The following is a 23,433-nucleotide window of genomic DNA, read 5'->3' on the forward strand; positions in this document are numbered from 1 at the left end:
CGCCGTCGCAAAATTTGGTGCGAACGCGCAGAAGAATGCCAGCACTGCCAGGAAGAACAGGACTACGGCGATGAATGCGGATTGGACACGCATTGCGGACCTATGGATCGGTTTCTAGCTTCAGCGTTGCTGACGGAATGGTGCGTTCGGCTTTGACAGGCAGCCGGCCGCCCCGTGGAGACACTCGGCCACGGCAAGGCTCGCGGCGAACGGCTGGCCGACAGCCGGCCGTCGCGCTCAATCTGGTCGGGTCCGGACAGCCTGAGCCGTCCGGACTGCGTTTGACAATGCGGCTTCCCGCTTACCAGCGCTGCGACGGCTGGATCTGCCCCACCGTCTCCTTGGTGGCGATCACATAGGGCATCAGAAGCTTGCCCTGCTGACCGAAGGCGGAGGCGTTGACGAGGCCAGAGGTCAGCACCGTGGCGGCGGCGGCGGCGAAGCGACCCTGCTGGAACACGTCAGTGTACTGTGTGCCGTTCAGCTCGCCCGCCTCGATCGATGCCAGCGCGTCCTTCTCGCCGTCGTTGCCGAAGATCACCATCTTGCCGAGAAGGCCCTTCTCCTTGGCGACGTCGACCGCGCCGAGAGCCATCGAGTCGTTGACGCCATAGACGCCGACGAGGTTCGGATTGGCAGCCAGGATGGTTGAAAACACGTCCTGGGCCTTCTTCCGCGACCAGTCGGCAACCTGATCGGCAACGACGCGGATATCGGAATAGTACTTCTTGAGGCCGTCGACGAAGCCGTTGGTGCGCTGGTCGCGGATGATGATGCCCGGAGGGGCGTTGAGGATGGCGACGTCGCCCTTGCCGCCCATCTTGTCGCCCATCACCTTGGCGATTTCCATGGCGCCGTAATAGTGGTTCATCTCCACGTGGGCGGCATGGGCCTCGGTAGCGTCGATGTTCAACGTGATGACGATGATACCCTTGCGCTTGGCCTTCTTGATCGACGGGGAGAGCGCCACGCTGTCGCTCGGCTGCAGGAAGATCACCTTGGTGCCGTTGTTGATCAGCGTATCCATCAGGCTGACCTGCACCTCGACCTTGTTCTGGCCGTCGAGTTGCGTGTAGTCGATGTTCTGTTGGGTGCTCAGAACCTCCTCGATGCCCTTCGACCAGCCGGCCGAAACGGTGTGCGGCTGGATCTGCAGGAAGGCCATCTTCACCCGCTCCTCGGCGCGAGCGGCGGAGATGCCAATGGCACCGGCAATCGGGTCGATGCCCGCCATCAGACCGGTCGCGGCGCCCGTCAGGGCAGCCGAGCCGAGGGCCATGGACTTGAGGATGGAGCGGCGATCCGCCAGCATTCTGCTATCGTCTTTCTGGGTCATGTCTCTCTCCCTAATTTTTCGTTTCTCGCCTTGAGGACCTCACCGCGCGGGTCGCACGGCGCCGCGCACCGCCGTGTAGACGGCGTAGACGGATGTCGACGCCGTGATGAACAATCGGTTGTTCTTGGGGCCACCGAAGCAAAGGTTGGCCACGGTCTCCGGCACATGAATGATGCCGAGCGGACATCCGTCCGGCGCGAAAATCTCGACGCCGCGTGCCGTGGAAACCCAGAGATTACCGTATTCGTCGAGCCGTAAGCCGTCCGGTACACCTTCCTCGAGGGTGATCAGTACCTTGCCCTCGCCGACCCGCCAGTCGTCTCCGAGCGGAAACGCCATGATGTGGCGGAAGCCCGCCGCGTCATGGGAGGCGGAACTGTCGGCGACATAGAGCGTCCGCTCGTCGAGCGACAGGGCGAGCCCATTCGGCTTAAGCATCGAGCGGATCTTCGCCTCGACCTTTTGGGTCACCGGATCGACGCGATAGACGAAGCAGCCTGCCTGTTCGGATGGCGAGCGCTTGCCCTCGTAGTCGGTCATGATGCCGTAGGTCGGGTCGGTGAACCAGACGCCACCATCGGACGCCACGATCACGTCGTTCGGCGAATTGAGCCGCCGCCCCTCGAAGGCGTCGGCCACCACCGTACGCCGGCCGTCCAATTCGAAGCGGACGACCGAGCGCGTCAGATGCTCGCAGGCCAGAAGACGGCCGGCGGGATCGATCGTGTGACCATTGCAGTTGTTGGCCGCATGGTCGAGGACGCGGACGCCCAGATCGGCAATCCACTGGTACATCCTGCCCCGCGGAATGTCCGACCAGATGAGGAAGTCGCCCGTTGGAAAATAGGCCGGACCCTCGGTCCAGAGGTGTCCCGTGCTCAGTGTCTCGAGAGGGCTGCTTGGCAGCACGAGCTGCCAAAGACGCTCGTCGAGCGCGGTTATGCGTTGCTGGCTCATTGGCACGTAATGCCCTTGTCTTTGCGATTTCCTCAGTGTCATTGAAACAGAGATGCATGGGCCGAGACAGCGCAGGTCCCACCTCGTTTTTGCGGGAACCCGCAAAACTTGACGCGCTTTTGCGCTGGCGTCATCGCATGTCTGCGCCGACAATCGACGCGTTCTGACAAGAGGCTTCCATGCTCAGTCGTGCCCCGTTCGATCTGCAACGCATCATGGCGGTTCTGAGGTCGATCACCGGCCAGCTCGACCTCAAGTGCGTCGTCCAGGCCGTGTCGACGGCGGTGAGCGACATCCTGCCGCACGACCACATCGACGTCGCCCTGATGAATGCCGGCCGCACCATCGTCTCCACCTACGAGGCCGGGCTGCACACGGAATGGGACATCGAATCGCGCGGCACGCGGTCCGTTGCCGTCAGCCCCATCCGAACCCTTTTCATGGGCGAGGTCGACCACATCATCACCGCTGACGCCCAGGCCGACCCTCGCTTCCACTTCGAAGGCGCCTGGTCCAAGCCGATCTTCGACGCCGGCCTCAGGGGCCGCCTGCACGTGCCGGTACTGGTGGAAGGGCGGATCATCGGCGCGCTGTCCTTTTCGACGCAGGTGCCCGACACCTACAGCGAGGCCGATCTCGACAATGCGCGGATTGTCGCCGACATCCTCGCCGCCTACATGTTCGCCCTGCAGCAGAGCGATCTGGCGGCTCGCCGGGAAATCAAGCGGGTGGAAGCCGAAGCACGCGCCGAGGGGCTTCGCATCGGTGCCCGCCACCTCACCGAGGAATTGGAAAACGCCCGGCAGGCCATCGGCATGGACCTGCACGACCAGACGCTCGCCGACCTCTCTCGCATCTCACGCAACCTGAAGCGCCTCGAAGGCAAGGCCAACCTCAGGGGCAGCGAACTGCAGCCGATCCAGGACGACATCTCGCACTGCCTCACCGAACTCCGGGTGATCATCGACAACGCCCGTCCGTCGGTGCTGCAGTTCTTCGGCTTTTCCGAAGCCATCGAGGCGGTACTCGACCGCTATGCCCGCGCGTCGGCCAAGCCGCTGGTCTGCCGGCTGAAAGACGAAGGCTGCGCGGCCATCGACGCCCTGCCCCCCAACACGCAGGTGGCGCTCTATCGCATCGTTCAGGAAGCCATCAACAACGCCGGCCGTCACTCTGGCGCCTCGACCATCGGGGTTCAGGTGTTCTCCGACGAGACGGGTATCCGCATCACCATCGTCGACGACGGCTGTGGCCTGCCCCCCACGCCAGGCAAACGCACGGGCGGCCTTGCCAACATGCGCACCCGCGCCTCGCTGATCGAGGCGGACCTGACGGTCACTTCCGGTGCCGACGGCATCGGAACCCAACTGAGCATCACCATTCCGCTAGCCCGTCTACCTGAGCCGGCGCGAGTCCGGGAGGCAGAATGAGCACCTACCTGATCGCCGAGGACGATGTGCTGCATCGCGGCTTTCTGCGCGAGGTCATCGCGCTTGGCGAGATCGACTGCGAGCAGGTCATCGAGGCGGAGAACGGTGAGGATGCCATCCGCCTTTCCCGCGAGCACGAGATCAAGGGCGTCATCCTCGACCTGCAAATGCCCAGAAAGACCGGTGTTCAGGCTGCCAAGGCGATCTGGGCCGACAACCCGGCGATGCCGATCATCTTCTGGTCCAACTATGCCGATGAGGCCTACGTACGCGGCGTTGCCCGCATCGTGCCGCCCGGCGCCACCTACGGCTACCTTCTGAAGACAGCATCCAAGGACCGGCTACGGCGGGCGATCCAGTGCGTGTTCGTCGAGGGACAGAACATCATCGACCGGGAAGTGCGCGGCCTTCAGAAGCGCGGGCAGAAGGACTCCGAAGAGCTGACGGAAGTCGAATACGAAATCCTGCTCGACATCGCCATCGGCCTGACCGACCAGGCGATCGCCGCCCGCCGCAACATGTCGATGCGCTCCGTCCAGGGGCGGCTACAGCAGCTCTATGCCAAGCTCGGCCTCACCTCCCTGCCGCTGATGCCGGATGGGCGCGCCGTCTTCAACAGTCGCTCGCGTGCCGTGGCGCTCGCCCTGTCGAGCCGCATCATCAACTCCAAGACCATCGAGATCGCCGAGTCCGAATACCAGCAGAACCCCGATCGCGGCTTCAGGGGGTGATGCGGCGCGGGCTGACGGCTGTCGCCACTCAGTTGAGAGCCCGCATGCCCTGTCGCTACATCAGGAGGTTCGGCAGGAACAAGGAGATCTGCGGGAACAGGATCAGGATCGCTACCAGGACCAGGATGGTAGCGATATGCGGCAGCGCCTCGACCAGATACTCGTCGATCGAGCAATCGAGGAGGCCGCAGACCGTGAACATGGCGACGCCGACCGGTGGCGTCATGCCGCCGAAGGTGACCATGGTCATCATGACGATGCCGAAATGCACCGGATCGACGCCGAGCTGCAGCACGATCGGCAGGAAGATCGGCGTGAGCAGCAGCACCAGTACAGTCGCCTCGATGAAGCAGCCGGCGATCAAGAGGAACAGCACGATGAGGAACAGGATGGCGACCGGATTGTGGGTGAGGCCGAGCATGCCCGAGGCGATCGCCTGCGGCGCCTGATCGAAGATGATGGCATAGCCCACCATGCCCGAGAACATGATGATCAGCACGATCAGGCCGTTGTCGGTCACGCCATGCAGCAGCGCCTCCATGGCGCCCTGCCAGGTGAGTTCGCGATGGAACAGCACGCCGACCACCACCGCGTAGACCACGGCGAAGGCACCGACTTCCGATGGCGTGAACACGCCGCTGCGGATGGAGACCAAGAGCGCCACCGGGAAGAACAGTGCCCATTTGGCGTCCCACACCGCGCTGCCGACGGCTTTCCAGCTCGGCTTGGTGGCGGTGGCCGAGCGATAGCCGCGCCGGCGCGACACCACCCAGACGGTGAACATCAGCCCGGCCATCATCATCAGGCCGGGGATGACGCCGGCCAGGAACAGGCGGCCGATCGAGACGTTGCCGACGAAGCCGTAGAGGATCAGCCCGAGGCTCGGCGGGATGGTGGCGGTGATCAGCGAACCCACGGCGATGGTGGCGGCGGTGAAGCCCTTGGAATAGCCGTTGCGCACCAGATCGGGGCCGAGGATGCGCGCCTCCATGGCGGCATCGGCCACCGCCGAGCCGGAGACGCCGCCCATCAGCGTCGACAGTACGATGCAGACCTGTGCCATGCCGCCCGACATCCACGACACCAGCACCTCCGAACATCGGATGAGGCGCGTGGTGATGCCGGTCTTGTTCATCATGTGGCCGGCCAGCACGAAGAAGGGCACGGCGAGCAGCGGAAAGCTCTGCGAGGCCGAGGCCACCTGCTGCACGCCGATCGACGCCGGCATCACCTGCGATATGACGAAGAAGGAAAAGCCGGAGATGCCGATGGCGAAGGCCACCGGCGCGCCGACGATCAGAAGACCAAAGAACAGGCCGACCAGAAGCAGCATTTCGCCGGTCATAGTTCGCTCTCCCCGATGGCGGCGAGCGCCTCTTCCTTGCTGCGGATCGGTGTGAAGACGAGAACGGGATTGCCCATCGCCGTGCGCACGGCTTCGAGGATCTGCCCCGCCAGGGTGATGGCGAGCAGCAGGCAGCCGATGGGAACGGCGGCGGTGACATAGGCGTAGCTGATGCCGCTGTCGCCGAACTGCCGCTCGAGGTTAAGCATCACCAGCTTGTAGCCGAGATAGCTGAGCGACAGCAGGAAGACGAGGATCAGCAAGCCGGTGGCGATGTCGAGAAACACTCGATAACGCAGCGGGATCCAGCGCACGAACAAGTCGACGGCAATCAGGCCGCGCTTGCGCATCGCCATGTCGGCGCCGATGAACGACGCCCAGACGAACAGCAGCTGCGCCACGTCCATCGACCATACGAGTGGATATCCGAACCAGCGCATGACGCCGGCCATGAAGACGAGGCCGACCATGGCCGCGAGCAGAACTCGGGCCACGACGGACTCCACGCTGATGATCAAGGATGACATAGCGCAGGCTCCAGAGTTTCAGAGCGTCGGACCGACCGGCTTCGGACAATCCGATGCGACACAAGGAATTGGATCGCCGCGGGTCCGCCAGGACCCACGGTGATGCAGACCGTTACTGAGCGAGAATGGCGTCGACCTGCTTCTTGAGGTCGGTATAGCCGAGCTTCTCGTAGACGCCGGCCGTCGCGTCCTTGAACGGCTTGGTGTCGATCTCGTTGATGGTCATGCCGGCCGCTTTCATCTTGGCCTCGATGTCGGCGATGGCCGCCTCGGTGCCGTGCGAGGCGACGTCGCCGGACTTCAGCGATTCTTCCTTCAGGATGGTCTGCAGGTCGGGCGGCAGCGCGTCGAACCATGCGGCCGAGGTGACGAGGCCGGTGATCAGGTTGAAGTGGCCGGTCTTGGTCAGATACTTGGTGACTTCATAGAGGCGCGAGCCATAGGCCGCCGGGTCCTGCGCCTCGACGGCGTCGATCACCTGCGTCTGCAGCGCCGAATAGACGTCGGCCCAGGCCATCGGCGCCGGTGTCGCGCCCATCGCCTTGACGGTTTCGGTCCACACCGGCGCGCCGGGGGTGCGCATGCGAACGCCCGAGAGGTCGGCCGGTACCGTGATCGGCTTGTTGGTCAGAAGATGCCGCTCGCCCTGCCACCAGTTGAAGGACAGCACCTGCAACTGGGCGCCGTCGTGCAGCTTCTTGGCCATCTCATCGAGCAGCGGCGAGGTCACCACCTTGCGGATGCCGTCATAGCCGGAAGCGAGATAGGGGCCGGAGAGAACGCCGAAATCCTTGACGTAGACGGCGAGGCGGCCGCCATCGACCACCACCGCGTTGCCGGCGCCGGCGCGCGCCTGCTCCAGCACGTCCTCGTCCTTGCCGAGCTGCGAGCCGGGGAACAGGCGGATGGCGAGCTTGCCGCCCGAGCGGGCCTCGACGTTCTTCTGCAGATCCTCAAGGCCCTTGTAGAGCGGATCGTTGGTGGTGAGCGCCGTGTTGATATTGAGCGTATAGTCGGCCGCCGAGGCGACGCCGAGCGTTGCGGCGGCCACAGCCAAGCCGCAGACAGCCGTCAATGCGGCCCGAGACAAGAATTTCATGGGTTCCTCCCAAACGACACGGCGCGCCGTTCCTCCACCACGCGCCTCGTTGACGAGTAGTATGGTAGACGGCTAGAATGGCTTCGGCAATCAAAAACTGAAGCCGCGGCCTTCGAGGCAGCGTCTTGCGAAAGACAGGATTGCCGGGATGGTGGTGCCTGCGGCAAACCGAGGCCGACCCATTGGATAATGGGCGGCGTGGCGAAAAGCGTGTTTGTTGCCGGAAGCGGTTGCCGCGCTCCGAATCCCAAGGGGCGAGGCGGAATGGGAGTTGTCGCGAGCATGTCAGGTCAGTTCACCCTCCACCCCGACCGGCTGTTTCCGGCCGATCCGACGACGCGCGCCATCGCCCGCGACCTCTACGCCGGCGTCGCCAAGCTGCCGATCATCAGCCCGCACGGACATACCGACCCCGCCTGGTTTGCCGACGATCAGCCCTTCGCCGATCCAGCCACCCTGTTCGTCATCCCCGACCACTACGTCCACCGCATGCTCTATTCGCAAGGGATTCGTCCCGAACAGGTGGGCATCCCCCGCCTCGACGGCGGCCCGGTGGAAACCGACAAGCGCAAGATCTGGCGCATCCTCGCCGAGAACTTCCACCTCTATCGCGGCACGCCCTCCTTCCTCTGGCTGACCCACGCCTTCGAGACGGTGTTCGGCATCACCGAGGTGCCCACCAAGGACAACGCCGACCGTCTCTACGACACCATCGCCGAAGCGCTGCAAAAGCCGGAGTTCCGGCCGCGCGCCCTCTACGAGCGCTTCAACATCGAGGTGATCGCCACCACCGAAAGCCCGCTCGACGATCTCCGCCATCACCGCAAGATCCGCGAGAGCGGCTGGAAAGGCCGTGTCGTCACCGCCTTCCGGCCCGACCCGGTGGTCGACCCGGCCTTCACCGGCTTTGCCGACAATCTCCAGGCGCTCGGCCGCCTCACCGGCAAGGACACGTCGACCTACCAGGGCTATCTCGCAGCGCTGGCCGACCGCCGCCGCTACTTCATGGAGGTGGGCGGCGCCACATCCACCGACCACGGCCACCCGACCGCCCGCACCGCCGATCTTCAGGCAGAGGATGCCGCCGCCCTCTACGATCGCGTCCGCACCGGCAGCGCATCGGCCGAGGACGCCGAGCTGTTCCGCGCCCAGATGCTGACCGAGATGGCCCAGATGTCGACGGTTGACGGTCTGGTCCTGCAGATCCATCCCGGTTCCCGCCGCGACCATAACCCTGAGATCTTCCGCACCTTCGGCAAGGATAAGGGCGCCGACATCCCCGGTCCCACCGGCTATGTCGAGGAGCTCCGCCCGCTGCTCGCCCGCTTCGGCAACCGGGCCGACCTCACCATTATCCTGTTCACGCTGGACGAGACGGTCTATTCGCGCGAGCTGGCACCGCTCGCCGGCCACTACCCTGCCCTGCGCCTCGGCCCGGCCTGGTGGTTCCACGACAGCCCCGAGGGCATGCGCCGCTACCGCGAGCAGATGACCGAGACGGCCGGCTTCTACAACACCGTCGGCTTCAACGACGACACCCGCGCCTTCCTGTCTATCCCGGCCCGCCACGACGTCTCCCGTCGCGTCGACTGCGGCTTCCTCGCCCGTTTGGTTGCCGAGCACAGGCTAGGCCTCGACGACGCCCACGAAGTGGCGCATGACCTCGCCTACCGCCTTGCCAAGAAGGCTTACCGTCTTTGATCGGGACCCATGCAATGCCTGACACCAAGCCGACGTCCGCCGCTGAGAAGCGCCTCGGCAATGCCCGCCTCGCCAAGCTGCCCGCCAGCGTCGGCCGCCCCGCCTATGACCGGACCAAGGTGACGCCCGGCATCGTCCACCTGGGGCTCGGCGCCTTTGCCCGCGCCCATCTCGGCGTCTACACCGACGACGTGCTGGCCGCCGGAGCCAGCGATTGGGGCATCGTCGGCGTCAACTTCCGCTCGCCCGACGTCATCGACGCCCTGAAACCGCAGGACGGACTCTACACCCTGCTCTGCCGCGAGAACGGCGACGACAGGCTCCGGGTGATCGGCGCCTTCCTCGACGTGCTGAATGCCGGTACCGAGCTCGCCGCCGTGCTCAAGGTAATGACGAAACCGGAGATCCGCATCGTCACCATCACCGTCACCGAGAAGGGCTACTGCCACGATCCCGCCACTGGCCGCCTCAACGAGGCGCACCCGATGGTGACGGCCGATCTCGTCGACCCCATGCATCCCCGCAGTCTGCCGGGCCTGATCGTCGAGGCGCTGCGCCTGCGCCGGGCGGCCGGCGTGCCGCCCTTCACCGTCCTCTCCTGCGACAACCTGCCACAAAATGGCAGGATCACGAAGGCGGTGGTGACCCGCTTTGCGGCGCTACGCGACGCCGACCTCGGCCACTACATCGCCGACAGCGTCGCCTTCCCCTCCTCCATGGTCGACCGCATCACCCCGGCCACCAAGGAGCCGGACCGCGCCACCGTCATCGCCGGCCTCCGCCTCACCGACGCATGGCCGGTGGTGGCCGAGCCCTTCCATCAATGGGTGATCGAGGATCGCTTCCCCTCCGGCCGTCCGGCCTGGGACAAGGTCGGCGCCATTTTGACCAATGACGTCCACCCCTTCGAGACCATGAAGCTCCGCTGCCTCAACGGCGCCCATTCGACGCTCGCCTATCTCAGCGTTCTCGCCGGCATTGAGACGGTGGCCGACGCCATGGCCGATCCGCAGTTGCCCAAGATCATCCGCCACCTCTGGGACGACGACCTCATCCCCACCGTGCCGCCGGTGCCGGGCACCGATGTCGCCGCCTATACCCATGACCTCGCGGCGCGCTTCCGCAATCCGGGCATCCGCCACCTGACGCTGCAGATCTCCTCCGACGGTTCGCAGAAGCTCGGTCCGCGCCTCCTCGCCCCCGCCATCGAACGCATCGCGATCGGCAGGGCGCCGCGGGTGGTGCCGCTCACCGTCGCCGCCTGGATGGCCTTCCTGCGCCAGCGCGACGGCAGCGGGCGGACCTGGACGGTGGCCGACCCGATGGCGGCCCGCCTGACGGCGATCGCCGCCGAGCATGGCGACGACCCGGTGGCGCTGGCCGACGCGCTGTTCGCCGTCAGCGAGATCTTCCCGGCCGCCATCTCCGGCAATGCCCCTTTCCGCAAGGTGACGACCCAACACCTCAGGAGCCTGCTCGTTCGTGGCGTGCCCGCCACGCTCACTGCTTTCCTGTTCCACTAATCAACGCATCGGACCGAAAAGTGGCCCCGCTTTTCGGAAAAATCCGATGCGCAAACAAACCTTGGAGCGGCAGCCCGGATAGGTCCGGGCATCTGCCGCTCTGGGCCAACCAATCCCTGGAGGACCCCACAATGCAAGAGACCTGGCGCTGGTTCGGCCCCGATGATCCCGTCAGCCTTCAGAAGGCCCGGCAGGCCGGCGCCACCGGCATCGTCACCGCCCTCCACCACATGAACCAGGGTCAGGTGTGGTCGGTGGAGGAGATCGAAAAGCGCAAGGCGGAAGTGGAGGCCGCCGGCCTTGTCTGGTCCGTCGTCGAGAGCATCGGCGTCGGCGAGGAGATCAAGACGCGCACCGGCAACTACCGAGAGAAGATCGACAATTACAAACAGTCGATCCGCAACGTCGCCCGCTCCGGCATCAAGACCATCTGCTACAACTTCATGGTCATCACCGACTGGAGCCGCACCAACCTGATGTTCAAGCTGCCGAACGGCGGCTACGCGCTGCGTTACGACAAGGTGGATTTCGCCGCCTACGACCTGTTCGTGCTGAAGCGCAAGGGGGCCGAGGCGGACTATACCGCCGGCGAGATCGCCGCCGCCCGGACGCGCCTTGCCGCCAAGAGCCCCGACGAACTCTCCGAGCTGGAACGCAACCTGATCGACTGGCTGCCGGCCCGCGATTTCGCCTATACCCGCGACAGCTTCCGCGACATGCTCGCGCTCTATTCGGAGATCAGCACCGACGATCTCCGCGCCAACCTGGTGGAGTTCCTCAGGGAGATCACGCCGGTGGCCGAGGAGGAAGGCGCCCGCCTCTGCATCCACGCCGACGATCCGTCCTTCCCGATCTTCGGCCTGCCGCGCGTCATGTCGACGGCCGACGACGTCCGCAAGATGTTCGAGGCGGTGCCTCAGGAGGCCTGCGGCCTGACGCTCTGCACCGGCTCCTTCGGCTCCAATACGAAGAACGACCTCGTGGCCATGGCCAAGGAATTCGGTCCGCGCATCCACTTCGTCCATCTCAGGAACGTCAAGCACGAGGCGGACGGCTCCTTCTACGAGGCCGATCATCTCGGCGGCGACACCGACCTGATCTCCGTCGCCGCGGCCATCCTCAGCGAGGAGGAGCGCCGCCGCTCCGTCGGCCGGGCGGACGCCGAAATCCCCTTCCGCCCCGACCACGGCCACCTGCTCGGTGACGACGTCGGCCAGAAGTCCAACCCCGGCTATTCCTTCGTCGGCCGCCTCAAGGGCCTCGCGGAACTGCGCGGCGCCATCAAGACCATCGAGGCCTTCCGGGCCGGCCGCGTCTCCTAGGCGGGGCGCGGCGAGCCAGGAGGTGTTCGGATCGTCACCCGCGATACGGCCCGCCCGGCGGCCCCCAATCCCAGCGCGGCATGGCAGCGTCGACCCCTGGTTGAGCGACGCCCGGCTGGGAATTGATCACGGCGATACGCGTGCCCCATTCAAGATAGCCGACCAGCGCGGAGCGGAATTCCGGGTCGTCGGGCATACCGATCTCATTGGCCGCCTCCAGCATCAGCGCCAGCCATCGGCTGCGCTGGGCCTCGGTGAGGTGACGCCCGAGATGGTGCCGGATCATGCCGGCATGCGATCCGCCGCCGTCGCTGTAAGGGCGGCCTCCGCCGAACACTTCGGTGATGAACGCGGCCACATGCGCGGCGTGGTCGGGTGCCTTGTCGGCAAACAGCGGGCCGAGCAGCGGATCGCCGTCGACCTTTTCGTAGAAGCGCGCCGTCAGCGCGGCGATGGCGGCCGGGCCACCGACCCAGTCGCAAAGTGTCGGCGTTCCCGCCGCAGTCTCCGATCCAGTGCTCATCGCGACCACTCCACGCCGGTGGCGGCATAATGGCGCATCTCGGCGATCTCGCCGATGAAGGGCTGGATGGCAGCCAGGAACGGCGGGAAGTTTGGCCCTTTCCGAAACTTCTGAAGGTGATCGCTGGTCGAACTCCAGCGGATGCGCAGGATGAAGCTGTTGGCCGCTTCCTCACATGCAGCAAGGTCAAAGCCGAGGCATTCGGGCGATGCCTTCAATGCGTCCGCAGCTTTTGCGTAGGCGGCAATCAGTTCCTCTCCGCGGTGCTTGTTCAGCTCATAGCGAATATACTCGATGGTCATTGAATATCCTCGGAATGTTCTGTCGCCGGCCGTCGCCTCGATCCGACCGAAGGGCTTGGTCGGCCAACGATAGGCTTGTCCGAGCCACCATCAAACTGATATCCGTTCATAATGGATATCGATCAAACTAAGATCAGGCGCCTCGATTTCTCCCTGCTGCTGATTTTCGATGAACTGCTTCGCCATCAGCGGACGACCGTTGTTGCCGACCGGCTTGGCCTTAGCCAGTCGGCCGTCAGCCATGCGCTGTCGCGGCTGCGCGAACTTTTCGACGACCCTCTCTTTTCAAGGCGGCCCGATGGCTTGACCCCGACGCGCCGCGCGCTCGAGCTTGCTCCGCGGATTCGCGACCTGATGCGCGTCACGCGGAACCTGATCAATAGCGGCGGTGTTTTCGAACCGGCGACATCCGCCAGGCAGTTCCGACTGGCGGCCAACGATCTCGTCGCCACGCTGTTCGGCCCGCCCCTCGTCAAGCGACTGGCCGACGAGGCACCGGCAACACGATTGGCAACCCGGTTCGCCGTTGGGAAGGCCGCGCTCGACGCCTTGCGCAAGGACGAGCTTGATCTGGCGATTGGGCGCTTCTACGGGACCACCGATGAATTCCTGACAGAAACCCTGGTGTGGGAGCGCTTCTCCGTGGTGGCGCGCCAGGGCCATCCGCGGATCGCCGATGCCCTCGATCTGGCTCTCTATCTCGACCTCGAACACCTGCTGGTGTCGTTCTCGGGCGGGTTTTCAGGCGCTGTCGACGAGGCACTCAGCCGTGAAGGGATCACGCGTCGTGTCCGCGCCAGCGTGCCGATGTTTCTCACCGCCTTTGCCGCCGTCGCCGCCAGTGATCTCATCGCCACGGTGCCGGCAAGATTGGCGCGACAGTTCGGCGCCGCCTTCGGCCTTCAGGTCTTCGATCCGCCCCTCACCATCGACGCCTTCCCCATCAGCCTGGCGCGCCATGTGTCCACCGAGACCGATCCCGGGCTCACGTGGCTTGTCGAAAGGGTCCGCGCGATCGCGGCGACGCTGGATTGATGCGGGAGTGCGATATCGGCCTAGCAGCTCCATCCTGCCTGAGATCCCCCGCCTTCGCGGAGGAAGACAGCCTTATACAATGAAAATAAATATATAGATTGTCTTCCTTCGCGAAAGCGAAGGATCTCAGGACGAGATCGCGGGCCGGTCATATCGGGCTCCCATATGCCCCCTACCCAATCTCGTAATCGAACCAGATGCGGTGAGCTTCTGCGTCAACGGAAATGCCGCCGCTGCCGCGTATGCCCTTGAAGTCGCCGGTGCCGCTGCCTTCGGCGATGGCGAAGAACTCATTGGACCGGTCGCTGCCCTTGGTCGAGGCCGAGTGGAGGAAGTTGAAGGTGCCGCTTTGGCCGCCGATCCTCCCTTCGAAGCTCTCCATGGCCACGTAGGAGCCGACGCCCGTTGCCGGATCGAAGGCGGCGGTAAAGATCGTGGTGGACCGGCCGACGATATCGCCGGCATAGGTCTTTTCCATCGTGCTCACGCCGACGGGGAGCGCCGTCGTCACCGACGCCGGCAGGGCCAGATTGGCGCGCTTGAAATCGGCGACCTTGAACGTTCCTTTTGCCAACATGTCGAGCTCTCTTCGCTTAGGTGCATGTTCGCTCTGTGCTGTTCGCTTCAAAACGAATATGCAGCCGTCGGGGGGCGCTGTTCGGGGCAGACCCTGCCGGGCAAGCCAGCAGGACAAGGCAACGCATCATCCATGTTCTGACGATGCGCACAACCCGTTTCGACCATGGGAGAAAGCTGCCCCGCCGGCCGCGCCCGCCTCAAGGCCCCACGGACGTCCATCTGGACAGCCGGCGCCGGGATATGCCATGGTAGTATCTCACAGGAGAAACCAACGTGTTGCCAACTGCCGCCGCCGGATATGAGCTCGATCCCAAGCAGCCGATCGGTGCCCAGGTCTATGGCCTCCTGAAGCGGATGATCATCGGCCTGACGTTCAAGCCCAACGAGGCCTTGAGCGAGAAGGAACTGGCGCTGCGGCTCGGCGTCAGCCGCACGCCGGTGCGCGAGGCGCTGATCCGCCTTGCCGACGAAACGCTGGTCGACGTCTTCCCGCAGCGCGGCACCGTCGTCTCTCCCATCCGCGTCGCCGAGGTGATGGAAGCGCAGTTCCTGCGCGAAGCGCTGGAGGCGGCCGTCGTCCGCCGCGCCGCCGAGCAGCCCTCGCCCACCCTGATCCGCGACCTCTCCCGCCTGATCGACGACCAGCGCCACGCCGCGACCGCCGGCTCGCCGGAAGACTACATGCCGCTCGACGAGGCCTTCCACCGCACCATCAGCGAAGGCACCGGCATGCCGCGCTCCTGGCGCCTCATTCAGAGCGTCAAGGGCCAGATGGACCGCGTCCGCTTCCTGAGCCTGCCCAACAAGGCGCACATGCTGCTGCTCACCGACCAGCACGCCGAAATCTTCAAGGCCATCGAAACCCAGGACCCCGACCGCGCCGAAGCCGCCATGCGCCACCACCTCAAGCAAGTCCTGAAAACCATCCAGGAACTCGCCGCGGAAATGCCAGCGATCTTTGCGTGAGGGAAGGCGGTCTGTAGCGACCGCTTCTTGCGTTCTACCGAGCGGTTTTCATTCGCGCAACGCGGCACATTGGCATCAAGGCTGTCTCTTGCCCCACCCAGTTCAGGACCATCTCCTGCAACTTGGAGAGGGCCTGGACTGATGCGATGCCGATGCAGGCGTGTATCGGGAGTCGTCCCGATCACCTTTTATTGTATGTCTCCAAAAATATCATCACAGACGCATCCCTAGCAACGCCAACGACTCTTGAATGATAGTCCTTGACGTCTGGGTCGTAAGCCAAATTATTCTCATGAACTTCATTGATGGGAAGCTGGTTTTCTTTCGTTTTCAACTTATCCAAGCTCAGACTCAATTCTCCATCATCCCAAAGATAAACGACGGAATGATTCTCCGGGGGAGGTGAGCAAGCCACTCTATCACAGTACGCAATGTGCGGATCGTGTACCCAGCAAATGGACATTGGCATTTCCCGGGTCGGGAGCTCTATTTTCCCATCAATGAAGCGGATGAATTCCCGTCCGATACGACAGGATGAGCCGTGACATGAAACGATACTCGATTTGAATCCAAGACGTTTCTTGAGAGGTCTTTCAATAAAATCGACGGCACGCCGATCAATCGATTCGAATTGTTTCGATCCCGAAAGTTTCTCGATGCCTTTACTGATGTTTGCAGTAGGCGGCTGGGTGCAAGTCCAGTCGTCAGCCAACGCAAAGCCTGCGCAAGCAAATGAAAGCACCACATAGGCAGCGGCCCGAAGCCCGAAAAGCATATACTTCATTCCGCTCCTCCGACGCCCAGCCTATGGCCCTTCCCTATACCGGGAGTGGAGCATTTCTACCAGAAGTCAGCAAGACTGGGGGCTCCCCCGACCTTGTCGAAGCCACGGTCCGCGCAAAATCACCCAGCCCTTCGCACTCTGCGCCTCGCCCCTTCCGGTCGATCGGCGACCGGGCGGGTCATGCTGGCGACGATGCGGTTGAGGAGGTCGGCGGCGCCGGGTGGGGAGAAGACGTTGTCGACCACCAGTTGGCCGGTGCCCAAGAGGGCGATGTCGGCCTGCGGCGGGGCGAGGACGATGTTGAGTTCGCGCGTCGCTAGCGGCAGGCAGCGCTGATAGACCAGCTCGCGGATACCGGACAGCAGGAAGTCGCCGCCGCGCGCCAGCGTGCCGCCCACCACGATCAGGCCGGGATTGAGGATGCTGACGACGTCGGCCGTCACCTCGCCGATGACGCGGCCGGCCTTGCGCAGCAGCATGATCGCCTCGGGCACCTGCTCGTCGACGAGGGCGATGACGTCGCGGGCATTCTCCGCCTTGAAGCCGAGCGCGCGCAGGTCGCGGGCAATGGCCCAGCCGGCGGCGCGGGCCTCGACGCAGCCGAGCTTGCCGCAGCGGCAGAGCGGCGGATCGTCGGAATCGAACTGGATGTGGCCGATATCGCCGGAGGCGCCATGGGCGCCGCGAAAGATCTTGCCGTCGGCGATGAAGCCGGCGCCGATGCCGGTGCCCACCTTGATGTACAGGATGTCGTCGGCGAGCTGGAAATGCCGGCGATACTCGTAGAGGGTCATCAGGTTGACGTCGTTGTCGACATAGACGGGCGCATCGAAATGGGCGGCCATCGGTCCGATGATGTCGACGTCGTCCCAGCCGCGCATGACCGACGGGCCGACGACACGGCCGCGCTTGTAATCCACCGGCGCCGGCAGGCTGAGGCCGATGCCGAGCAGGATGCCGTTGTCGCCCGTCTCAGCCTGCAACTGACGAAACCCGTCGGCAATCCGGTTCAGCGTCGCCGTCGGCCCCTCCGCCACCTCGTAACGCAGCGTGCTCTGGGCAATCATCATGAGGTCCGGCGACATCAGCGCCAGATGCAGGTGGGATTCGCCGATATTGGCGACCAGCACATGGCCGACCTGGCGATTGACGGTGAGCACGCGGGTGGGCCGTCCGCCGCTCGGCAGCGTCTCAGCCGCCTCGCCGATCAGGTCGGCGGCGATCAGCGCGTTGAGCCGTTGCGTCACCGTCACCCGCGACAGGCCCGACCTCTCGAGCAGCGCCGAGCGCGAGACAGCCGTACCGGTGGCAATCAGAGAAAAAATGTCGCTGGCATTGGTCAGCGCCGCGGTATCGCCAACGCCGTCTCTGATGGGCATCCGATTGTCTCCTACTCAACCAGATGTAGCCAATAAACGTCCTCAGTGAAAGCGCCAAGGGCCTCGTTGCTGTTACTTATGTATAGAAATATACAAAATGATATTGACTTTTGATCACATCAGGCCTGACTAGAAGACCGCGGCCGGCAGGCGCCCTGCCGCCGAAGGCTTCATGGCGCGAAGAACGCCAGTGTCGGTTGGGAGCGGCGACATGGACGGGCGTTATCTCATCGGCCTCGATTTCGGAACGCTGTCGGTGCGCGGCGTGCTGATCGACGCCGGTTCGGGCGTCGCCGTCGATCATCACGCCTCGCCCTACCGCCATGGTGTGATGAGCGGATCGCTGCCTCAGGGAACGCCGCTGCCCCCGGGCTTCGCGCTGCAGGATCCCGGCGACTATCTCACCGCCGCCGAGGAAGTGCTGGCCCGCCTCGGGCGAGACCGCCACATCTTGGCGATCGGCCTCGACTTCACCGCCTCCTCGCCCCTGCCGACCACGACCGACGGCACGCCCCTGTCGGCGCTTATGCCGGGCGAGCCGCACGCCTACGTCAAACTCTGGAAGCACAGCGCCCAGCGCTATGCCGACGCGATCAACGCGGCCGGCGGCGCGTTTCTCGACGATTTCGGCGGCCGCCTCTCCGGCGAATGGCTGCTGGCCAAGGCGGCGGAGATCGCGGCCGAAGCGCCTGATGTCTGGGCGGCGGCCGACCGCTTCATGGAAGCCGGCGACTGGATGGTGCTGCGGCTCACCGGCCGCGAGGCCCGCAATCTCGGCTTTGCCGCCTACAAGGCGCAGTATTCCGCCGCCGCCGGCTATCCCCCGGGCATCGTGCCCGGCCTTGAAGCCCGCCTTGCCCGGCCGTTGCCGGCGGGCAGTCCGGCCGGCGAGCTGACCGACGACTGGCGCCGCCGCACCGGTATCCTCGGGCCGGCCACCGTGGCGGTAGCGATCATCGACTCGCATGCCGTGCTGCCGGCCGTCGGCGCCGTCGAGGGCGGCACCATGGTCGGCGCGCTCGGCACCTCGGCCGGCTATCTGTTTCTGGCCGAACGCCGCGTTCCCCTGCCGGTCGGCCTCGAAGGCGTCGCCCATGGCGGCTCCCTGCCGAACCTCTGGCTCTACGAAGCGGGACAGGCTGCGTTCGGCGACCTGCTGGCCTGGTTCGTCCGCACCTTTCCGCGCGGCCCCGATCTCTCGGCGAGCTTTGCCGCCTACAACGCCGAGGCGGCAACGCTGGCGCCCGGCGACAACCACCTCGTCGGCCTCGACTGGTGGAACGGCAACCGCGTTCCCCACGCGGATTCGCGGCTATCAGGCCTCTTGATGGGCTTCGGCCTCGACACCACGGCGGCCGGCATCTACCGGGCGCTGATGGAGGCGCTCTGCTACGGCACGCGCCGGGTGCTCGAATTGGCCAATGCCGGCGGCCTCGACACGCGGCGGCTGGTGATGACCTCCGGCCTCGCCGAGACCAACCCGCTGCTGGTGGCGATCATGGCCGATGTCCTCGGCCGGGAGATCGAGCTGCCGACCATCGCCCACGCCACGGCAAGCGGGGCGGCCATCCACGGCGCCGTCGCGGCCGGCGTCGTCGCCGATTTCAAGGAAGGCGCCGCCCGTTTCGGCGCCCGGTCCCGGCGCATGTTCACCCCCGACTCGCAGCGATCGGCGCGCTACGAGCTGCTGTTTTCCGCCTATTGCCAGATGGCCGATCTGGCGCCGGTGCGCGCGGCGATGCGCCGGATCGGTCCGCAGGGCGGCGCTGCGCCCGACATCCGCGTGACAGCCGCCACAGCCAAACCAAAGCCTACTTTTGGATAAAAATATACAAATATAAATCGTTTATGTTTGACTCCATCCTTAATAGGTGTCAAATCGAGGTGGCCTCGGAGGATGGCCATGGAGCCGACGAGGAACCGGCTCCAGACAAAACCCGGGAGGAAAACATGCAGACTTCTCATCACGACAGGTCTCGTTACGCGTTGTCGCAGCTCACGGCGGGTTGCGCGGTGTTCGCCATCGCCTTCGGTCTGGCCGGCGCGATTGGCGTCTCCTATGCGCAGGCAGACGACGTCATCGTCGGCCTGGTGACCAAGACCGAGGTCAACCCCTTCTTCGTCAAGATGCGTCAGGCGGCCGAAGCCGAAGCCAAGACCAAGGGCCTGAAGCTGATCGCCCGCGCCGGCAAGTTCGACGGCGACAACGAGGGCCAGGTGGCCGCCATCGAGGACCTGATCTCGGCCGGCGCCAAGGGCATTCTGGTCACGCCCAACAACTCCTCGGGCATGCTCGGGGTCATCAAGAAGGCGCGTGACGCCGGCGTGCTGGTGATCGCTCTCGACACGGCCACCGACCCGGCTGATGCGGTCGATGCCACCTTCGCCACCGACAACTTCCAGGCCGGCGTCCAGCAGGGCGCCTATGCCAAGGCCGCGCTCGGCGACAAGAAGCCGGTGATCGCCATGCTCGACGGCACGCCCGGCGGCACGGTCGACACCTTCCGCCACAACGGCTTCCTGAAGGGCTTCGGCATTGCCGAGGGCGACCCGGCCATCGCCGGCGCCGCCATCACCAACGGCGCCCAGGACAAGGGCCAGGTGGGCATGGAGAACCTTCTGTCCAAGAACGGCGACATCAACGTCGTCTACACCATCAACGAACCGGCGGCGGCCGGCGGCTATCAGGCGCTGAAGTCGTTCGGCAAGGAAAAGGACGTGGTCCTGACCTCGATCGACGGCGGCTGCGCCGGCGTGCGCAACGTCAAGGCCGGCATCATCGCGGCGACGGTGATGCAGTTCCCCTACAAGATGGCCTCGATGGGCGTCGACGCGGTGGCCGACTATGCGGCGTCCGGCAAGAAGCCCACAGGCTTCGTCAACACCGGCTCCTACCTGATCACCGACAAGCCGATGCCGGGGCTCGACTCCAAGGACAGCGCGTGGGGCCTCCAGAACTGCTGGGGCGACTGATCCCTTCGTTGAGGGACGGTATTTGGCGTCATCATCGGTTGACTTCCCCCTGACCGGCCGATGAGCGCCCTCCCGGGCCGGCGGACCGCCACGCGTCCGCCGGTTCGCCTTCAAATCCTGTCAGTTGCGAGGTCCCCATGAGCAGCGCAACCCCGTCTGCCCCCGAGGCCAGCGCCGGGCTGTTTTCGCGAACCAAGGCCATTCCCGCCGTCGGGCCCATTCTGGTCCTCTTGGCCTTCTGCCTGGTGTTCGCCATCACCAATCCGCGCTTTCTCGCCCCCCACAACCAGTCGATCATCCTGCAGCAGACCATCGTGGTGGGCACGCTGGCCATCGGCCAGACGCTGGTGATCCTCACCGCCGGCATCGATCTGGCGGTGGGCGCCATCTGCGTGCTCGGCACCATCGTCGCCGGCAAGCTGGTGCTCCTCGGCTATGATCCCGTGCTGTCGATGCTGTTCGCGGTGTCCCTGTGCACGCTGTCGGGCTTCGTCGCCGGAGCGCTGGTCAGCCGGCTCGATCTGCCACCCTTCATCGTCACCTTGGGCACCCTCGGCATCCTGACGGCCGCCTTGCGCCTCATCTCCAAGGGCGGCGCCTTCCCGGTGCAGGACGATTTCCTCGGCCTGACCGGCAACACCTTCCGCGTCGGCAGCTTCGTGCTCACCTATGGCGTCATCGCCATGCTGCTGCTCTACGCCATCGTCTGGTATCTGCTCAACGAAACGCGCTGGGGCCGCCACCTCTACGCCATCGGCAACAATCCGGAAGCGGCGCGCCTCGTCGGCATTCCCGTCCGCCTGCACCTGTTGCAGGTCTACGCGCTGGCCGGCCTGATCTACGGCATCACCGCCTGGCTCGCCCTCGGCCGCATCCCCAACGCCGACCCCAACGCGCTTCAGACGGCCAACCTCGATTCCATCACCGCCGTGGTGATCGGCGGCACCAGCCTGTTCGGCGGTCGTGGCGGCCTGGTCGGCACGCTGATCGGCGCGTTGATCGTCGGCGTCCTCCGCAACGGCCTGACGCTCGCCGGCATCGATCCGCTCTGGCAGGACCTCGTCACCGGCATCCTGGTGATCGTCGCCGTCGCCTTCGACCAGCTTTCCCGCAGGAGGCGCTGATGTCTGCCCTCGCCGCCAAGCCCCAGCCCGGCAATACCGTCCGCGTCGTGCTCGAAGCCCGCAAGATCGTCAAGAGCTACGGCCATGTCGTCGCCCTCGACGGCGTCGATTTCGACCTGCGCGCCGGCGAGATCCTGGCCGTCGTCGGCGACAACGGCGCCGGCAAATCGACGCTGATCAAGACGCTGACCGGCGCCGTGGTGCCCGACAGCGGCGAGATCCTGCTCGACGGCCAGCTGGTGCATTTCAAGGGACCGCTCGACGCCCGCCATCGCGGCATCGAGACGGTCTACCAGGACCTCGCCGTCGCCCCCGCCCTCGACATTCCGAGCAACCTGTTCCTGGGCCGCGAGCTCTTGTCGTCGGGCATCCTCGGCAGCGTGTTCCGCCGGCTCGACAAGCGCCGCATGCGCGAGGGGGCGGCGGCGGCCATGGCCGAGCTGAAGTTCCGCCTGCCGTCGATCAACAGCCTCGTCGAGAACCTCTCGGGCGGCCAGCGCCAGGGCGTTGCCGTGGCCCGGGCGGCGGTGTTCGCCAGCAAGCTGGTGATCATGGACGAGCCGACCGCCGCCCTCGGCGTCCGCGAAACCGGCCAGGTGTTGGAACTGATCCGGGCGATCCGCGACCGTGGCCTGCCGGTGGTGCTGATCAGCCACAACATGCCCAACGTGTTCGATCTGGCCGACCGCATCTGCATCATGCGGCTCGGCCGCCGGGCAGCGGTCGTCTCGCCGAAAACCCATACCATGGCCGACGTGGTCGGCATCATGACCGGCGCCATCAAGGTGGAAGGAGGCTGAAGGATCAGCCTGCGCCGGCTTCGCCGTCGTCAGGCACCACGATGAGCAGCGTGCCCGCCGCTTCGAGCGCCGCCTGAATGTCGGGCGGGGGCGGCGCGTCGGTGACCAGCGCGAACACGCGTTCGAGCGAGGCGACCTTGGCGAAGGCGTGGCGCCCGAACTTGCGGCTGTCGGCCAGAATGATCGTCCGCCGTGCCGCCTCGATCATCGCGGCCATCATGGTGGCCTCGGAGAGGTGGCTGGTCCAGAAGCCGGTGGCGTCGACCCCGCCCACGCCGATGACGGCGGTATCGGCGGTGATGGCGCCGGTGCCGACGAAGCCAATGGGCCCCACCGTCACCTGGGCGCCGCTGCGGATTTCGCCGCCGAGCAGATAGAGATTGAGGATGGCCGCCGGCGGTACGGCGGACGGCAGCCCAAGATTGTTGGTGACGATCGTGAGGCGCCGCCGCATGTCCAGCGCTGCGGCGAAGGCGATGGTAGTGGTGCCGCCGTTGACCAGCAGCGTCTCGCCATCGCCGACCAGTTCCGCCGCGGCCCGGCCGATGCGTGTTTTTGCCGCATGATGCGACTTCATGCGGAGATCGAACGGCGTATCCGCCGTCGCCATGCCCGAGGCCGGGAGCGCACCGCCATGAATTCGGCTGACCAGACCCTGTTCGGCGAGAATATCGAGATCGCGGCGGATGGTATCCAGCGACACGTCGAAGCGCGCACTCATGTCCGTCACGGTAATCTGCCCCAATTGCTGGGCAAGTCGCAGGATGTCGGCCCGCCGCCGCGCCGGCAGCGTGGCGTCCGAACCGGTCTTGTCAACATCCTCTGTAGTCATCGTCGTCTGGCCTGCCGTTGCAATCGCTTGAGCGTCGCGCCGACCCTATCATACCGGGTTTTGCGTCACAAAGTGGTATAAAGACGCAAAATAGCGCACAAACTAATGCTGCTTTATGCTTGACAGTTCGACTTTATGCGGCTTTTATCAGCCCGCTCATGAGAG

General features: G+C 65.2%; 23 protein-coding genes. 11 read left to right on the forward strand and 12 right to left on the reverse strand.

All coding sequences use genetic code 11. The annotated features are described in order from the left end of the window. Positions 1-301: 301 nt before the first annotated feature. Both G522_RS0120000 and G522_RS0120005 read right to left on the reverse strand, forming a co-directional pair. A complete protein-coding gene (locus tag G522_RS0120000; protein ID WP_084633303.1) occupies positions 302-1,336 on the reverse strand; it encodes a sugar ABC transporter substrate-binding protein in 1,035 nt (344 codons plus the stop codon). A 39-nt stretch (positions 1,337-1,375) separates the two neighbouring features. Further along, positions 1,376-2,293: an SMP-30/gluconolactonase/LRE family protein gene (locus G522_RS0120005; RefSeq protein ID WP_026792562.1), complete on the reverse strand. Its 918-nt coding sequence runs from the start codon at positions 2,291-2,293 to the stop codon at positions 1,376-1,378. A 179-nt stretch (positions 2,294-2,472) separates the two neighbouring features. Between G522_RS0120005 and G522_RS0120010 the strand changes: the two genes are divergently transcribed. After that, entirely contained in the window at positions 2,473-3,723 is a 1,251-nt protein-coding gene (locus tag G522_RS0120010) for a GAF domain-containing sensor histidine kinase (RefSeq protein WP_026792563.1), read from the forward strand. After that, positions 3,720-4,454, forward strand: coding sequence for a response regulator transcription factor (locus G522_RS0120015; protein WP_026792564.1), 735 nt, complete (start codon positions 3,720-3,722; stop codon positions 4,452-4,454). The genes G522_RS0120010 and G522_RS0120015 overlap by 4 nt, the downstream gene beginning before the upstream one ends. A 55-nt stretch (positions 4,455-4,509) precedes the next feature. Here the strand turns inward: G522_RS0120015 and G522_RS0120020 are convergent, their stop codons facing one another. The 3 genes from G522_RS0120020 to G522_RS0120030 all read right to left on the reverse strand — a co-directional run bounded on the left by G522_RS0120020 (position 4,510) and on the right by G522_RS0120030 (position 7,425). After that, a complete protein-coding gene (locus G522_RS0120020; protein WP_245586697.1) occupies positions 4,510-5,799 on the reverse strand; it encodes a TRAP transporter large permease in 1,290 nt (429 codons plus the stop codon). Further along, complete coding sequence (locus tag G522_RS0120025) at positions 5,796-6,326, reverse strand: TRAP transporter small permease (RefSeq protein ID WP_026792566.1); 531 nt, start codon at positions 6,324-6,326, stop codon at positions 5,796-5,798. The genes G522_RS0120020 and G522_RS0120025 overlap by 4 nt, the downstream gene beginning before the upstream one ends. A gap of 112 nt (positions 6,327-6,438) precedes the next feature. After that, complete coding sequence (locus G522_RS0120030; RefSeq protein ID WP_026792567.1) at positions 6,439-7,425, reverse strand: C4-dicarboxylate TRAP transporter substrate-binding protein; 987 nt, start codon at positions 7,423-7,425, stop codon at positions 6,439-6,441. A 282-nt stretch (positions 7,426-7,707) separates the two neighbouring features. On the opposite strand from G522_RS0120030, the gene uxaC reads away from it, so the two are divergent. From uxaC to uxuA, 3 genes are all read left to right on the forward strand, one after another. Then, on the forward strand, positions 7,708-9,126 hold the full coding sequence (uxaC, locus tag G522_RS0120035; RefSeq protein WP_026792568.1) for a glucuronate isomerase: 1,419 nt from the start codon (positions 7,708-7,710) through the stop codon (positions 9,124-9,126). Positions 9,127-9,140: 14 nt separating this feature from the next. After that, complete coding sequence (locus G522_RS0120040) at positions 9,141-10,649, forward strand: mannitol dehydrogenase family protein (RefSeq protein WP_026792569.1); 1,509 nt, start codon at positions 9,141-9,143, stop codon at positions 10,647-10,649. A gap of 131 nt (positions 10,650-10,780) precedes the next feature. Beyond that, positions 10,781-11,971 (forward strand): mannonate dehydratase, encoded by a 1,191-nt coding sequence (gene uxuA / locus G522_RS0120045; RefSeq protein WP_026792570.1) that lies wholly within the window; start codon positions 10,781-10,783, stop codon positions 11,969-11,971. A gap of 34 nt (positions 11,972-12,005) precedes the next feature. Here the strand turns inward: uxuA and G522_RS30305 are convergent, their stop codons facing one another. The 3 genes from G522_RS30305 to G522_RS30540 all read right to left on the reverse strand — a co-directional run bounded on the left by G522_RS30305 (position 12,006) and on the right by G522_RS30540 (position 13,039). Then, positions 12,006-12,494: a group II truncated hemoglobin gene (locus G522_RS30305; RefSeq protein WP_026792571.1), complete on the reverse strand. Its 489-nt coding sequence runs from the start codon at positions 12,492-12,494 to the stop codon at positions 12,006-12,008. Then, positions 12,491-12,796, reverse strand: a complete 306-nt coding sequence (locus G522_RS30310) for a putative quinol monooxygenase (protein ID WP_026792572.1) — start codon at positions 12,794-12,796, stop codon at positions 12,491-12,493. The genes G522_RS30305 and G522_RS30310 overlap by 4 nt, the downstream gene beginning before the upstream one ends. A gap of 90 nt (positions 12,797-12,886) precedes the next feature. Further along, positions 12,887-13,039, reverse strand: a complete 153-nt coding sequence (locus G522_RS30540; protein WP_245586698.1) for a hypothetical protein — start codon at positions 13,037-13,039, stop codon at positions 12,887-12,889. Here G522_RS30540 and G522_RS27840 point away from each other — a divergent pair. Then, positions 12,971-13,831, forward strand: coding sequence for a LysR family transcriptional regulator (locus tag G522_RS27840; protein ID WP_425414084.1), 861 nt, complete (start codon positions 12,971-12,973; stop codon positions 13,829-13,831). The two genes, G522_RS30540 and G522_RS27840, sit on opposite strands and share 69 nt — an antisense overlap. A gap of 172 nt (positions 13,832-14,003) precedes the next feature. Here G522_RS27840 and G522_RS0120065 read toward each other — a convergent pair whose 3' ends face one another. Continuing rightward, entirely contained in the window at positions 14,004-14,408 is a 405-nt protein-coding gene (locus G522_RS0120065) for a DUF3224 domain-containing protein (RefSeq protein ID WP_026792573.1), read from the reverse strand. Between the two features lie 275 nt (positions 14,409-14,683). Here G522_RS0120065 and G522_RS0120070 point away from each other — a divergent pair, with 275 nt between their 5' ends. Then, the gene (locus tag G522_RS0120070; protein ID WP_026792574.1) at positions 14,684-15,376 is read left to right on the forward strand and encodes a GntR family transcriptional regulator; all 693 of its coding nucleotides are present in this window, start codon (positions 14,684-14,686) and stop codon (positions 15,374-15,376) included. Positions 15,377-15,557: 181 nt separating this feature from the next. Here G522_RS0120070 and G522_RS30130 read toward each other — a convergent pair whose 3' ends face one another. Together G522_RS30130 and G522_RS27850 are read right to left on the reverse strand one after the other, a co-directional pair. Further along, on the reverse strand, positions 15,558-16,160 hold the full coding sequence (locus G522_RS30130) for a hypothetical protein (protein ID WP_156886995.1): 603 nt from the start codon (positions 16,158-16,160) through the stop codon (positions 15,558-15,560). Positions 16,161-16,279: 119 nt separating this feature from the next. Beyond that, positions 16,280-17,539 (reverse strand): ROK family protein, encoded by a 1,260-nt coding sequence (locus G522_RS27850; RefSeq protein WP_084633304.1) that lies wholly within the window; start codon positions 17,537-17,539, stop codon positions 16,280-16,282. Between the two features lie 211 nt (positions 17,540-17,750). Between G522_RS27850 and G522_RS27855 the strand changes: the two genes are divergently transcribed. From G522_RS27855 to G522_RS0120100, 4 genes are all read left to right on the forward strand, one after another. Beyond that, entirely contained in the window at positions 17,751-19,364 is a 1,614-nt protein-coding gene (locus G522_RS27855) for an FGGY-family carbohydrate kinase (RefSeq protein WP_156886996.1), read from the forward strand. A gap of 125 nt (positions 19,365-19,489) precedes the next feature. Next, entirely contained in the window at positions 19,490-20,512 is a 1,023-nt protein-coding gene (locus G522_RS0120090; protein ID WP_026792575.1) for a substrate-binding domain-containing protein, read from the forward strand. A gap of 137 nt (positions 20,513-20,649) precedes the next feature. Then, positions 20,650-21,636: an ABC transporter permease gene (locus G522_RS0120095; protein WP_026792576.1), complete on the forward strand. Its 987-nt coding sequence runs from the start codon at positions 20,650-20,652 to the stop codon at positions 21,634-21,636. Continuing rightward, positions 21,636-22,436, forward strand: coding sequence for an ATP-binding cassette domain-containing protein (locus G522_RS0120100; protein WP_026792577.1), 801 nt, complete (start codon positions 21,636-21,638; stop codon positions 22,434-22,436). The genes G522_RS0120095 and G522_RS0120100 overlap by 1 nt, the downstream gene beginning before the upstream one ends. Before the next feature lie 4 nt (positions 22,437-22,440). Here the strand turns inward: G522_RS0120100 and G522_RS0120105 are convergent, their stop codons facing one another. Continuing rightward, positions 22,441-23,268, reverse strand: a complete 828-nt coding sequence (locus tag G522_RS0120105) for a DeoR/GlpR family DNA-binding transcription regulator (RefSeq protein WP_026792578.1) — start codon at positions 23,266-23,268, stop codon at positions 22,441-22,443. Positions 23,269-23,433 lie beyond the last annotated feature (165 nt).

The sequence above is a fragment of the Pleomorphomonas oryzae DSM 16300 genome, assembly GCF_000422965.1.
Taxonomy (GTDB): domain Bacteria; phylum Pseudomonadota; class Alphaproteobacteria; order Rhizobiales; family Pleomorphomonadaceae; genus Pleomorphomonas; species Pleomorphomonas oryzae.